Consider the following 13,215-nt stretch of genomic DNA (forward strand, 5'->3'; position numbering starts at 1 on the left):
CAATAGATATATGCAACGCGTATATCAAATATGTTACACCTATAGATATAAGATTCTACACTACCTATTCGATAGCTTCCACCGAAATTCCTCTATAGGAAGGATAATTTTTATATGGTAAATTCATGTAGCCAAGCAATTAATACCGATGACGCATCAGCGGATTAATAGCATCCACGCGTTCGCCGCCGCGAACATACACACGAGCAACGCGATGAGAAATCATACAGATCACTTCGTAATTTACGGTGCCCAGCTGGTCTGCAATATCTTCAGCCCGTATACACTGGCCGTCCTGTTCGCCGATAAGCACAACCTCATCTAACGCCTTGACGTCTTCCACTTCGGACACATTGATCATGCACTGATCCATACAAATGCGTCCGACAATCGGGACTCTTTTGCCCCGAACGAGAACTTCCGCTTTGCCCGACAGCATCCGGGAATATCCGTCCGCATAACCGATCGGCAGCGTCCCGATTCGTTCTTCGCCCTTCGTATGATAAATCGTGCCGTAGCTGATTCCTGAGCCCGGAGGGAGCGTTTTGAGATGAACGATTCCTGTTTTGAGGCTAAGTACAGGCTTCAGATCGATTTTCGCCTGATCGACATCCGCGGAAGGATACAGGCCGTACATCGAGATGCCCAGACGCACCATCGAATAGGTTAACCCCGGCAGATCGATCGCCGCCGCGCTGTTGCCGGCATGTATATAAGGAAACGATACGCCTTTGTCCGTAAAATAGCTCACAATCCGCTCAAAGCGGCGATATTGCTCCAGCGTATAGCTTTTATCCACTTCATCCGCATTCGCATAGTGCGTGAACAGACCCTCCACTTCCACATTCGGAATCGTAAGCGCCTGTTCAATGAAAGGAATCGCATCCGCTTCCGTATGCAAGCCTAGCCGCCCCATGCCTGTATCCAGCTTAATGTGGATTTTCAGCTTCTTGCGATGCTGCTGCGCTTGCAGCTCTTCCAGGACATCCCGGCTGTAGACGGCAATCGTCACATCCAGCTCACGGGCCCTCTCCACCCCTTCAGGAGGCGTGTAGCCGAGAACTAGAATGGGCGCCGTAATACCCGCATTTCTAAGCTCCAGCGCTTCGTCGAAGAATGCTACGCCCAAATAATCCACACCAGCGGCTAGAGCCTCTTTGGATACTTCCACAGCCCCGTGTCCGTACGCATCCGCTTTTACGACTGCCATCTGTTTCATACCGGCCGGCAGTATCTTCTGAAAACCTTCAATGTTGCTTCGCAGAGCATCTAACGAAATTTCAACCCACGTGGGACGATAAAAAGCATCCACCAGCGTTCACCTCTTTTTCCAAATGCAAAGGACAAGGGAAGACCCGCTCTACGTGCAAGCAGGACTCCCCTTCCAATAATGTCAACCTAATGCCGAACCCGTTCGGACCAATAAATCTATGTTAATCCGAATGACGAAAAGCTGTCAACCTACCTTTCTCCCATAAATAAGGCAAAATCGCGTCATCTTCCTAAGCCCTACAGCATGTGCCTGTCCGTTCGCATCACCGAGATACGCTGATAAACTGCCGGATGCTCCTCTCCTCGCACATTTGCGGCATCTTCCTCCGTCAACCTCATCACTTATCCATGGTTTGCCGCCTGGCTGTCTCCCCACATTTTGGTACATTAAATTTCTCTGATAAATGGTGCAATACCGCTCATTTCGCGGCTCAGATGTGCGAAAAAAAGGACCTGCTCCTAATAGCAGATCCTTTCATCATTCAATTATTTACCGGATTGTCCTTCCGTCGCCATTGCCACTTTAATCATCTCCGAGGCCGGGAGATCAGCCGTTGTCATACGGAACTCGACACCGTCATTCGTCCATGTCAACGTCTTTTGGTCTTCTCCGGTAAGTACCCCGATCGTGAATCCAAGATCCACAATATCACCTGGCTGCAAGGAGACCGACTTCGACTGAGGTCTGACCTCAACGATACTGAAGTTGTACTTCCCTTTGTATCTGAGAAGAACGGCCGCATCTTCGCCCAGCTTCATATCCGTAATGTCCTGCTTCACGACATCCTTAGGCAGGTAATTCGGCTCGATGATGCCGATGCTTTGCGGTTTGCTTGCCGCGGCGTTCGGCTTCGTTGCATCCGTTTTCGTGCCTGTGGCAGCTTGGTCGGATTGGCCGCCTGTTGCCGTCAAGTTCTTGTCTGTAACACCCGCTGCAGGGTGATTGGCATCCGTCACAGCAACATTGGACATCGTCGGCAGAGTTTGCATGTTCCAGCTGGTCATGTTGCGCTCCATTTGGAAGAAATCCTTATCGAACTTCGCATCAAACTCAAACTTCGTGAAATTGACCTGCACCATCACGTTTTGGTTCGCATCGGATACCTGTACCTGCGCAGGCGCGAGGGTCTTCTTATTCAGCCAAATTTTTTGGCGGGACAGCTGTTCATTCTGATAATTCGCCGCGACATCGAACACATAATGATCGTTGTCCGTTGTGAACTGGCGATCCTTGTCCGCAATAATACTTTTGGCTAGAGATTGGAACAAGTACACTTGTCCTTGATTCTCCGGCCAGTCGCTTTGGAAACGGAAGCTCTTCTTCAGGTGAGGCGTCAGTACGAACACGCCCTCTTCATTGCGAAGCACGATCTGCGTAACATCCTTCGTCGCGTTCGTCAGCGAGATCCGGTAGAAATGCTCCGGCGAGAACGCCACCTCCACCTGATACTCCTGCGGCTGCTGGCCCGTGTGCAAAATCATGCTTCCCGAAGCCTGATAGCTATCCGCTTTGCTGATCACATGATCCAAATCCTTTACGATAGATCCTGCATCCTTCTTACCCATCCCGCACCCTGCGAGAACCAATGCTAAGCACATCATCACTGTTACCACCCATGTGACCCGGCGCATTCGATCATCCCCTCACTCATGATTAACATCAACATAGTACATGCATATGAGGGGACTTGGCCGATTATGCAGCCAAGCTACCAGCTTGGACCGATTTGGTCAAAAAAATAAGACTAGCTCTGTTGGAGTTAAATCTTAGAGCGGTTTATTTACTTTCAGCATTCTTTCAGCTCGTATACATCAATTTTTCATATTGATCTGGCATGATGAACTTTAGATCAACTCGCATCATACCCAATCGGAGGCGTATAAATTGAGTCATAACCAAAAAATCGGGCTACAAGCCTCAAGAGGAGCGGCGGCATTCTTCGTCATGCTGTTCCATATCTCAGCCATGTCTTATAAGTATTATCAATACGACTTCCTGGGTGTCAGCGCCATTGGACGATCGGGCGGCGTCGATTTCTTTTTCATACTTACAGGCTTTCTTCTCTTTCATACATACGGCCACAAAATCGGTTCGAAAATGAACATCATTCCCTATTTAACCAACCGTATCATTCGAATTTATCCTTTTTATTGGTTAATGACGTTTATTGTTCTTCCTGTGTATTTTCTTGTTCCAAGCTTCGGTTATGGGTATGAGACCCACAAAGATACGATAGTCAAGTCGTTTGTACTGCTCCCTCAAACGCACGGGCCAGTTCTGCCGGTTGCTTGGTCGTTAAGTTATTTTATCCTTTTTTACGTCGCGTTCGGTATGCTGATGGCACTTAGGAAGAAGTCCGCTTATATTCTCGCATCCATTTGGATTGTTCTGACCCTGTGTCATGTTCTACAAGTGCCGTTCATTAGTACGGATATTGACCGTCATTTTTATTTGAACTTTCTGTTTAGCGATGTGAATCTGGAGTTCCTTCTGGGCTGCTTAGTGGCGAAATGCGTGGCCTATGTTAAACCTGTGCGCTTTAAGCCATGGATTGTTTTGGGCTTTCTTGGCTTTGTGTTCATCTGGATCAATAATAGATTTCAGTTCGTTCCCTACCATAGCTACCTGTTATATATGATTCCGTCTGTATGTATTCTGATCGGTGCCTCATCGATCCCTGAAGACTTTCGTTTACCTGCTTGGGGCATAATGCTCAGCAAGCTAGGAGATGCTTCGTATACGATTTTGTTAACACATCTCTTATTCATTTCTGTTTTGATGAAGCTGAGTGTTGTTTCTCATTTGGCCGGTCGCTTGGGGTATTGGTTCACCGATCTGATCATTGTGGTAGTAGTCATTCCGCTGTGCTTATTAGCTTACAAACTTGCTGAGAAACCGCTCGTCTCCTTGTTAAAGGCCGTTCTCGCATCGTCTTCATATACCCTGAACACCAAAAGACTGCCTAAGGCTTAAATAGCCTGGCAGTCTTTGTCATATCTTTGCTTTCACCACATATACACAATCCCGGTAATGATACCTGCCCACAGCAGGGAACCGAACACCACACCCACAATTAAACCTTTGCCAATCGACAAGCGTTCATCCTGGTAGGCATCATCATGATCGATCATACGCAAACCTCCCCGCACTACATAGTATATGCTTAGTATGGGGAAGATGTTGACGAATCATGCGGTTAAAGTGAAAAATTTATTAGTATGCGTTTTTATTGATAAATCCATTAATAATCGTTCGCCAAATAATTTTAATGTCAAAAAGAAAAGTCCAATTTTCAATATAGAAAATATCGTGCTTAATGCGTTCTTCGATCGAGGTATCCCCCCGCAAGCCATTGCTCTGCGCCCAACCGGTAATTCCCGGCCGAATATGGTGCTTAACCATGTACTTCGGAACCTCTTCCTTGAACTGTTCCACGAAATAAGGCCTTTCCGGCCGTGGTCCAACGACGCTCATATGCCCGAAGAGCACATTAAAAAACTGCGGCAGCTCGTCGAGACTCGTCTTTCGCAGGAATGTCCCCACCTTCGTTCGCCGCGGATCGTTCTCCACCGTCCACTCCGTATTCGAGGCATTCTCCGGCAGCACATTCATACTGCGAAACTTATACATCATAAATGTTCTGCGATTCAGCCCCACGCGCTCCTGCTTAAAGATAACCGGCCCTGGGGACGTTAGCTTGATCGCTATGACGGATGCCAGCATAACCGGCGCTGTAATCACAATAGCTGCAAGTGAAAACACGATATCGAAAGCCCGTTTGAAAATCCGGTTCCGGAACTCATCCAGTGGAATATCTCGCACGTTGATAAGCGGCATCTCCGCAAAATTATCGAAGTATGGTCGAGACGGCAGGAAATCATAGAAATCGGGAATAATTAACGTTTTGACACCAATTTTCTCACAAACATTAATGATGTGGCCGAATTTCCGGTGAGCATCCAACGGCAGCGCGATGATGACTTCATCGATAATAACTTCATTCAAAACGGACTCCAGATCGTCGATTTTGCCAATAATCGGCTTATAGTTGTGATGCGGAATTTCATGCTTTTCTTGATAATCATCGAGAAATCCTACGACCTCATACCCTAGTTCGGGATGCTGCCGAAGCTTATTATAAAACTGCCGTCCCAATGAGCCCGCACCAAGGATCAGGATGAACTGCTTATTGTATCCCTTTTGCCTCACACGTTTGAGTGAAATCTTGATCAGATAGCGGTAAAAGCTAATGAACAGAATATTGTTTACAAGAAAGAGCAAAAGATAAGACCGAGATACATCGAGTTCTTTTAAAATAAACAAAAGGCTGAGAAGCAGCAGCAAACTGAAAATATGCACCTGGATAATTTTAAAAACCTCGTACGAGAACTGCTTTTTCCTCTTCGGCGTATAGAAATTCGTCATGTAACTTAAGAAGACGGCGATGAGGGCATAACTGACACTCCACATCAAATAATGCTTAATCGGCAGCGGAGAATCGAACGGAATCCAGCCGCTTTTGAATTTCAGCCACCAGGAAAACAGAAATACGAGCTGGATACATATGAAGTCGGCCAGTGCGTAAAGTTGGGTTAGGAAACCTTGACTCTGTCGAATCAATGTGCATCACCTCGCTGGTCTTAATTTATTTCGTGCTAACGAAAGTAAAAATTTCACGCCGACCCCTGCATAAACGATCGAGTTCGTCACCCAGGAATACTTTTTACGGTAATGCTTCTTATGGAACAAGATCATGGCACGATGAAACTCATATATAATTTTGAAAGGCTTCCTTCGACTGCTGGCGCCTTTGTAGTGTACGATTTGAGTGCGGGGATAATAGTAATTCACCCAGCCTGCTTCCTTAATTCTATAACACCAATCTATATCCTCACCATACATAAAAAATTCCTCATCCAGCATACCGACCTGATCAATAGCTTCGCGGCGGATTAACATGAAGGCCCCAACAAGGCAGTCGATGGGATATTCGTGATCCGGATTCAAATAACCCAGCTGGTATTGATTGAACCGCGGTACTTTGGGAAAAAGCTTCGAGAAACCGAAAGCATAGTAAAAGGACGCTGACGGCGTCGGAAAGCCGCGTTTGCAGGCCTTATCGAGTGACCCGTCGGGCAGAACGATTTTGCAGCCGCTGGCTCCCACTGTCGGATTCTCGTCCATGAAACGAAGCATGGTGTCTAATGTATCGGCCTGCACAATCGTATCGGAGTTGAGTAACAATATGTAACGGCCTTGTGCGACGCGAATACCCTGATTATTCGCTCTTGAGAAGCCGACGTTCTCCTTATTCGCAATGCAGGTCACCTGCGGAAACAGATCATTAGCGGAATCGATGATACCGTCATTTGAGGCATTATCGACTAAAATAACCTCATATTTGTAAGATGTAACTGACGTGAAAACTGACCTTGTACAGGCGATGGTTAGATCGTGCGTTTTGTAGTTGACGATAATAATTGATAAATCCAAGGGAAAACCTCACTGATTTTGACTTCGTTACTTTTATTATAACATGCGAATATTAAAATAAGCCTAAAAAAATAAGACTAGCTTGTGGCTAATCTTATGAGCGAAACCATTTATTTAATTCTGCTGCATTAACTTTGGTCTTGTTGTGGATCCAACTTCGTTTCTGTTTAAGCTCGGAATACTTGCGAAAGAAATCAGCCCATGCCCCCAGAAGCTTAGGTTCTCTTAGGATCGCGTAGGCAAGACTAAGGCATTCATATGTGAACAGCGGAAAAAAACTTTTCAGCACCAAAGAAACGCGGTCGTTTTTCACCATCATTTTATAACGGTTAATATAGGATAATCTCCGAACAAACAGAGACTTGCTGCTTCTGCCGCCCTCTTTCCATCCTCTTTCGTGAAACGCGACAGCCGATGGTTCGTATAGCGCCTTCCAGCCAAGCAACCGCGCCCGCCATGCTACATCTACATCTTCTTTATATGCAAAAAAATCCTCGTCAAAAAACTCGTCATTCAAACTAATGTCGTTAATCATCTCACGGGAATACATTGCAGCAGCCCCTGAAACTCCAAACACTTCCTCAGGCTGCTGAAATTGCTCGCTGGACTGATGAGCGCCGCGGTCAAAAGCTCTACGCGCTTTATTAATAACAAGCCCTGTGCTGTCGATGTGAGTTGGATCAGTCTTGAATAACAGCTTCCCGGTGGCACTTCCTGCCCGCGGTGTGTTCTTCATAGCTTTAATTGTATTAAGCACGTAATCTTTCTCAAGAACCACATCGGGGTTTAAAATCAAGCAATAATCCGTTTCCGTCATTCGTATCGCTTGGTTATGTCCACCTGCAAAACCATTGTTCTTCGTATTCTTAACAAGATTAATCTTATTTGACCATTTTCGGAGCTTCTCTAGCGTCTCATCTTTCGAGGCATTGTCGATAATAACTATCTGCTCAATGGGATAGGATTGTTTTAGAACGGCTTCCAGGCAGTCATCGATGTGCTCGGAGCTATTGTAGGTTACGATGTGGATGCTAGCGGAGTCCATTGCTCACGCCTAATTCCTCTAAGAAAGCCTTAAGTCCTTCGCGCCATGGTCTCAAATCCTCAAACCCGTTCGTACGAATCGCCAGATGCTCCATTGCCGAATACTTAGGTCTTGGCGCAGGCCGCGGGAATTCTTCCGTGGAACAAGGTAGAACCTTGACCTGTTTCCCGCTTTCTTCAAAAATAGCGCTGGCAAAATCGAACCAAGAGCAGACTCCAGAGTTTGAAGCGTGATAAATACCGTAACTCTCCGTTTGCACAAGCTCATCTAAGAAGTTCGCAAGATCAACTGTATAAGTAGGTGACCCAAACTGATCATTTACTACCTTCAAATTATCACGATCTTGTGCTAATTTGAGCATGGTTTTCACGAAATTCGCCCCGTTTACACCATAAACCCACGATGTTCTAACTATAAAATATTTCGTCGAAAGCGACTGAACCAACAGTTCTCCCGCTCTTTTCGATTTCCCATAAATACTTTGAGGATTCGTATTGTCGTATTCTCTATATGGTATAGCCGCAGTCCCATCGAAAACATAATCCGTACTGATGTAGCAAAGCTTTGCCCCTACCCTCTCAGCAGCAACAGTAAGATTTCTTGTCCCCATTGCATTAATCTTATAGGCCATGTCCTCTTCTGTCTCGGCTAAGTCTACAGCTGTATAAGCAGCGCTATGGATAATAACATCTGGTTGTAAAGACTCTATAACCTCTAGACATTGGAGCTCATTCGTTATATCCAACTGTTCTCTTCCAAGACCATGAACAACATGATGTTGACCTAAAATTTTAACGACATCTTGTCCTAATTGGCCATTAGCCCCAGTCACTATAATTTTCATCACTACACACCTAGACGATCGCCATACTGTTTAGCAAAATATTGTTGGTATTCACCGGTCTGAATTCTTTTCCACCAGTCCTGATAATCCAGGTACCAGCGAATCGTTTCGTGAATTCCAGTCTCAAAATTATGTTTAGGTGCCCAACCTAATTCTCTCGTAATCTTCGTTGCATCAATCCCATATCGACGATCATGTCCAGGACGATCTTTAACGTACTGAATGAGTGATTCCGGTTTTCCTAATTCGCGCAGAATAGTTTGGACGATCTGGATATTCGTTCTCTCATTATTTCCACCAATATTATATACTTCACCATCAATACCCTTATGTAAAACTAGGTCAATCGCACTGCAGTGATCCTCGACATATAGCCAATCACGGATGTTAAGACCATCCCCATACACTGGAAGAGACTTGTTGCCCAAGGCATTTGCAATCATTAACGGGATTAACTTTTCAGGGAATTGATACGGTCCATAGTTATTTGAACAACGGGTAATGTTAACTGGAAGCCCGAAAGTTTCATGATAAGAACGAACTAGAAGATCGGAGCCAGCTTTACTAGCCGAGTACGGGCTGTTTGGTGATAATGGTGTTTCTTCCGTGAAAAGACCTGTTTCACCAAGTGTTCCGTAAACTTCATCTGTAGAAACATGGACAAATTTCTTGATGTTAAATTTCCGTGCAGCCTCAAGCAGTACTTGGGTACCAAGTACGTTTGTTTTCACGAATACATCAGGTTCCAAGATGCTACGATCCACATGTGACTCCGCGGCGAAATGAACAACAGTATCGATACCTTGTTCAAAAAGCGAGTTAACCAACCCTGCATCTGTGATATCGCCTTTTACGAACGTATAATTGCTGTTATCTTGGATTGATGTAAGGTTCTCTAAATTTCCTGCATAAGTCAATGCATCTAAATTAATAATTTTATAATTAGAATAACGATCAAGCATATAATGAACAAAGTTGCTGCCGATGAACCCGGCTCCGCCTGTTACTAGGATTTTCATGTCAGATTAACTCCTACTTTTATTTTGTACCAACAATCTTCTTTAGATAATCCATTAATTCACCTTTCAACTCAGGACGCTCTAACGCAAAATCTATTGTAGTCTTAATAAACCCCAACTTTTCTCCTACATCATATCTTGTCCCAACAAAATCGTAAGCATATACACTTTCTGATTGGCTTAATTCAGATATGGCATCGGTTAACTGGATTTCTCCACCACGACCAATTTGAGTATTTTCTAAAATGTCGAAGATATTTGGAGTAAGAATATACCGCCCCATAATTGCTAGATTAGATTGGCTAATATCGCTAGTTGGTTTTTCAAATAATTTCATTGCTTTGTAGACACGTTCACTCACTTCCATTGCCTCAACTATACCATATCTCGAACGTTCCTTTTCACTAACTTGTTTAACACCAATGATTGATGAGTTATAATCTTCAAAAAGTCCAATCATTTGTTTTAGGCAAGGTGTTTCTGATACAACGATGTCATCACCAAGTAAAACTGCAAATGCTTCATCACCAATAAACTTGCGAGCACACCAAATGGCATGACCAAGCCCTTTAGGTTCCTTTTGTCTTATATAATGGATATCCACTAGTTTTGAGGGTTTTTGAACTTCATCCAAAAGATCGAATTTACCTTTATCAAGTAAATTTTGTTCTAATTCAAAATAATTATCAAAGTGATCCTCTATTGCTCTCTTGCCTCTGCCAGTGACTATAATAATGTCTTCGATTCCAGAAGCAACAGCCTCTTCTACAATGTATTGGATAGTTGGCTTATCTACAATTGGGAGCATTTCTTTTGGCATTGCTTTAGTTGCTGGGAGGAATCTTGTTCCTAGACCAGCTGCTGGAATAATAGCTTTTTTTATCAACATTAATGCTTCCCTACTTTAGAAATTTATTTCTGCATCTTTAAATAAAGGGTGTTTCTGATCTTTATCAGAAAGAATAGGCTTTGAAGTTGGCCAATCAATACCTAGCGATGGGTCATTCCAAAGTATACCCCTATCATGTTCAGGTGAGTAGTACTCATCAACTTTATACAGTACTTGCGTATTCGGAACAATCGTACAAAAACCATGTGCAAAACCTTGAGGAACTAGCAACTGACGCTTATTATCCTCACTTAAAATTATCCCTATCCACTGACCGAATGTAGAAGAATCTTTACGAATATCTACCACGACATCATAAATGGCTCCCGCAGCTACACGAACAAGTTTTGTCTGTGCTTTCGGATTTAATTGATAGTGAAGTCCCCTTAAAACACCAGTTTCCACTGACAAGGAATGATTGTCTTGAACAAAATTAAAGTCTATACCTAACACTTTAAATTTTTCAATATTATAACTCTCCATAAAAAAGCCCCGACTGTCTCCATGGACATCGGGTTCAATTATATATAAACCTTCTAACTTTGTTGTTTTGATATTCATTGTTTTGGCACCTCTTATAATTTAAGTTTCCCAAACTCTTCTCCGAAATACAAGTCTCTAGCTAATTCATTGGCCTTAGCTAAGGAAAAATGTGTCCCAGCATCTGTCCACCAACCTCGAAGAATATCATAGGTAAGTTCGTTTCTTTCAATGTATGCATTATTAACATCCGTAATCTCAAGCTCACCGCGGCCTGATGGCTTTAGAGTTTTTACAATATTAAAAACAGAATTATCAAACATGTAAATTCCTGTTACCGCGTAATTACTCTTAGGCCATTTAGGCTTTTCTTCGATAGAAACAATTTTCTCACCTTGAAGTTCAGGAACTCCATATCTTTGAGGATCTTGAACCTCTTGAATAAGAATTTTTGCACCATTTTTTTGAGCCTTGAAGTTATTTACAAATGGAACTATTTTCTCTTCAAAAACATTATCACCTAAAATAACAACCATCTGACTATTCCCTACAAAGTTTTCAGCGAGACCAAGGGCCTGAGCAATTCCTCCAGCCTCATCTTGAACTTTATAAGTAAAGTTTACCCCCATTTCTCGTCCGCTACCAAGGAGATTCACTACATCACCCATATGATCTTTACCGGTTACAATAAGAATATCATTAATATCTGCTTCCTTTAACTTTGCCACCGAGTGAAAAATCATTGGATACTTCCCAACTGGAAGTAAATGTTTATTTGTTACTTTCGTTAGCGGATACAATCTAGATCCAGTTCCACCTGCAAGAATAATTCCTTTCACTTTATCACGTCCCTTAATATTTGTTCATTCCTATTAACTTTCAACCATCATTTCATTATTAATTCCATAATAATAATTCATGCGAACAATTTCTATACAAAATCATATATCTATTGGAATTATTTATAAATTAGATAATTAATGTCACTAACTAGACATGTTTTCTATAAATTCTTTTTATTTAAGAAGTTGTTTATCACTTATTAACTTACCTATCTCAGACGAGGTAATTTCTTTAGCTGGTTGGTTCCAATGTGTATCATCTTTTAAATAAAGATCATCATTTCCCTTGGCAAGATATTCCTTAAACGCTGGAAGTACATTAATAGTATTAACATCATTTAAATTCAACTGATTAACCAATTCCTCAAGGTACCTATTATCATAAGGATCTTGATATTGAGTTTGCAAAAAATCATGATACGCATCATACTTATCTGGAACAACATAAAAAACTAATTCAATTCCATATTGGTTCAACACTTCTTTTACTTTTTTAACAAATTCGACATTCTTTTGTACGTTCTGTATGCTATTTCTATACGAAGAAATATCATCATGATAGTATAAAATAGATTGGCCCGTCTTTAAAAAAGCCAGATCTACAGATGTAATTTTTGGTATAGTTTTATTAAATATAAAATAAGATATGTTATTAGCAAGAAACTTTAAATTCGTAGTGGTTAGGAAATTATATTTTTGAATATATTGTGTTGCAGTTTTTTTAGGATTATTCATCTCTAAGGATATCTTAGGTTGTAATTCTTTCTTGTAAAATCCATTATTTTCAAAGGATAGATTTAAATTCGTCTTGCGATCCTGAGCTTCTTTCATTAGCCTATCCCAATTATTTAAGTCAAACATTCCTGAAGCACCAGCGTTTCTTTCTACACTTTCCCAGATAACAACTTTAGGTCTCTTCTCAGAAGTTATTATGTCACTCACTAAGAAATCAAACATACCATAACATACTTGGTTTGTTATATTGAAAATATTTTCATGTAATTGATCTGATAAAATATTTGCAATTCTACTGTGATAATCCCTATAATCTGTGAAAGAGTCCCCTATAGTGACAATAGAAAAATTCGGGTTATTTTTGTTTTTTATATAAGCACGTGAGTCCATTAGGTCAATTGTATCGTATTTCCTTAGAGTATTAAGAAAAGAGAGACGAGCCATATCACCATATACAATAGCTTTATTATTTGCGACCTCTTTACCAGGAGTAAGGGTGTCAGCAGTAAAAAAAATAAAAATAACAAGATTGGTAAGCATAAAAATGAATATAGTGGAAAGAAAGCCCCAGAAAAATAACCGGTATTTCTTCATT

The 13,215-nt window shown here is 42.1% G+C and carries 13 protein-coding genes; 1 reads left to right on the forward strand and 12 read right to left on the reverse strand.

Annotation, left to right across the window (positions count from 1 at the left end):
- Positions 1-139 precede the first annotated feature (139 nt).
- Both alr and J2X61_RS02320 read right to left on the reverse strand, forming a co-directional pair.
- Positions 140-1,312, reverse strand: coding sequence for an alanine racemase (gene alr / locus J2X61_RS02315; protein ID WP_274466919.1), 1,173 nt, complete (start codon positions 1,310-1,312; stop codon positions 140-142).
- Positions 1,313-1,758: 446 nt separating this feature from the next.
- Complete coding sequence (locus J2X61_RS02320; RefSeq protein ID WP_274466920.1) at positions 1,759-2,904, reverse strand: outer membrane lipoprotein-sorting protein; 1,146 nt, start codon at positions 2,902-2,904, stop codon at positions 1,759-1,761.
- A 253-nt stretch (positions 2,905-3,157) separates the two neighbouring features.
- Between J2X61_RS02320 and J2X61_RS02325 the strand changes: the two genes are divergently transcribed.
- Positions 3,158-4,246 carry an acyltransferase family protein gene (locus J2X61_RS02325; RefSeq protein WP_310185543.1) on the forward strand — a complete coding sequence of 363 codons (1,089 nt, stop codon included), beginning with the start codon at positions 3,158-3,160 and terminating at the stop codon, positions 4,244-4,246.
- 32 nt (positions 4,247-4,278) lie between these two features.
- On the opposite strand, the gene J2X61_RS02330 is transcribed toward J2X61_RS02325, so the two are convergent.
- The 10 genes from J2X61_RS02330 to J2X61_RS02375 form a co-directional block, all read right to left on the reverse strand.
- A complete protein-coding gene (locus J2X61_RS02330; RefSeq protein WP_274466922.1) occupies positions 4,279-4,404 on the reverse strand; it encodes a hypothetical protein in 126 nt (41 codons plus the stop codon).
- 82 nt (positions 4,405-4,486) lie between these two features.
- A complete protein-coding gene (locus tag J2X61_RS02335; RefSeq protein WP_310185547.1) occupies positions 4,487-5,893 on the reverse strand; it encodes an undecaprenyl-phosphate glucose phosphotransferase in 1,407 nt (468 codons plus the stop codon).
- 6 nt (positions 5,894-5,899) lie between these two features.
- Positions 5,900-6,766 (reverse strand): glycosyltransferase family 2 protein, encoded by an 867-nt coding sequence (locus J2X61_RS02340; protein WP_310185549.1) that lies wholly within the window; start codon positions 6,764-6,766, stop codon positions 5,900-5,902.
- 94 nt (positions 6,767-6,860) lie between these two features.
- Positions 6,861-7,811 carry a glycosyltransferase family 2 protein gene (locus tag J2X61_RS02345; protein ID WP_310185551.1) on the reverse strand — a complete coding sequence of 317 codons (951 nt, stop codon included), beginning with the start codon at positions 7,809-7,811 and terminating at the stop codon, positions 6,861-6,863.
- The gene (gene rfbD / locus J2X61_RS02350) at positions 7,798-8,655 is read right to left on the reverse strand and encodes a dTDP-4-dehydrorhamnose reductase (RefSeq protein WP_310185553.1); all 858 of its coding nucleotides are present in this window, start codon (positions 8,653-8,655) and stop codon (positions 7,798-7,800) included. The genes J2X61_RS02345 and rfbD overlap by 14 nt, the downstream gene beginning before the upstream one ends.
- A 2-nt stretch (positions 8,656-8,657) precedes the next feature.
- Entirely contained in the window at positions 8,658-9,674 is a 1,017-nt protein-coding gene (gene rfbB, locus J2X61_RS02355; protein ID WP_310185557.1) for a dTDP-glucose 4,6-dehydratase, read from the reverse strand.
- Positions 9,675-9,693: 19 nt separating this feature from the next.
- Complete coding sequence (gene galU / locus J2X61_RS02360) at positions 9,694-10,563, reverse strand: UTP--glucose-1-phosphate uridylyltransferase GalU (RefSeq protein ID WP_310185560.1); 870 nt, start codon at positions 10,561-10,563, stop codon at positions 9,694-9,696.
- 15 nt (positions 10,564-10,578) lie between these two features.
- Positions 10,579-11,124, reverse strand: coding sequence for a dTDP-4-dehydrorhamnose 3,5-epimerase (gene rfbC / locus J2X61_RS02365; protein WP_310185562.1), 546 nt, complete (start codon positions 11,122-11,124; stop codon positions 10,579-10,581).
- A gap of 14 nt (positions 11,125-11,138) precedes the next feature.
- Complete coding sequence (locus J2X61_RS02370; RefSeq protein WP_310185565.1) at positions 11,139-11,882, reverse strand: sugar phosphate nucleotidyltransferase; 744 nt, start codon at positions 11,880-11,882, stop codon at positions 11,139-11,141.
- Positions 11,883-12,059: 177 nt separating this feature from the next.
- Positions 12,060-13,214, reverse strand: a complete 1,155-nt coding sequence (locus tag J2X61_RS02375) for an alginate O-acetyltransferase AlgX-related protein (protein WP_310185568.1) — start codon at positions 13,212-13,214, stop codon at positions 12,060-12,062.
- Position 13,215 lies beyond the last annotated feature (1 nt).

It is taken from the genome of Bacillus sp. 3255, from assembly GCF_031456485.1.
In the GTDB taxonomy this organism is placed as follows: Bacteria; Bacillota; Bacilli; order Paenibacillales; family NBRC-103111; genus Paenibacillus_E.

What these genes read in the sequence shown, in the direction of transcription:
- J2X61_RS02345 (WP_310185551.1), bottom strand. Translation starts at nt 7,811, where the DNA reads ATGGACTCCGCTAGCATCCACATCGTAACCTACAATAGCTCCGAGCAC.
- galU (WP_310185560.1), bottom strand. Translation starts at nt 10,563, where the DNA reads ATGTTGATAAAAAAAGCTATTATTCCAGCAGCTGGTCTAGGAACAAGA.
- J2X61_RS02320 (WP_274466920.1), bottom strand. Translation starts at nt 2,904, where the DNA reads ATGCGCCGGGTCACATGGGTGGTAACAGTGATGATGTGCTTAGCATTG.
- rfbC (WP_310185562.1), bottom strand. Translation starts at nt 11,124, where the DNA reads ATGAATATCAAAACAACAAAGTTAGAAGGTTTATATATAATTGAACCC.
- J2X61_RS02330 (WP_274466922.1), bottom strand. Translation starts at nt 4,404, where the DNA reads ATGATCGATCATGATGATGCCTACCAGGATGAACGCTTGTCGATTGGC.
- rfbD (WP_310185553.1), bottom strand. Translation starts at nt 8,655, where the DNA reads ATGAAAATTATAGTGACTGGGGCTAATGGCCAATTAGGACAAGATGTC.
- rfbB (WP_310185557.1), bottom strand. Translation starts at nt 9,674, where the DNA reads ATGAAAATCCTAGTAACAGGCGGAGCCGGGTTCATCGGCAGCAACTTT.
- J2X61_RS02375 (WP_310185568.1), bottom strand. Translation starts at nt 13,214, where the DNA reads ATGAAGAAATACCGGTTATTTTTCTGGGGCTTTCTTTCCACTATATTC.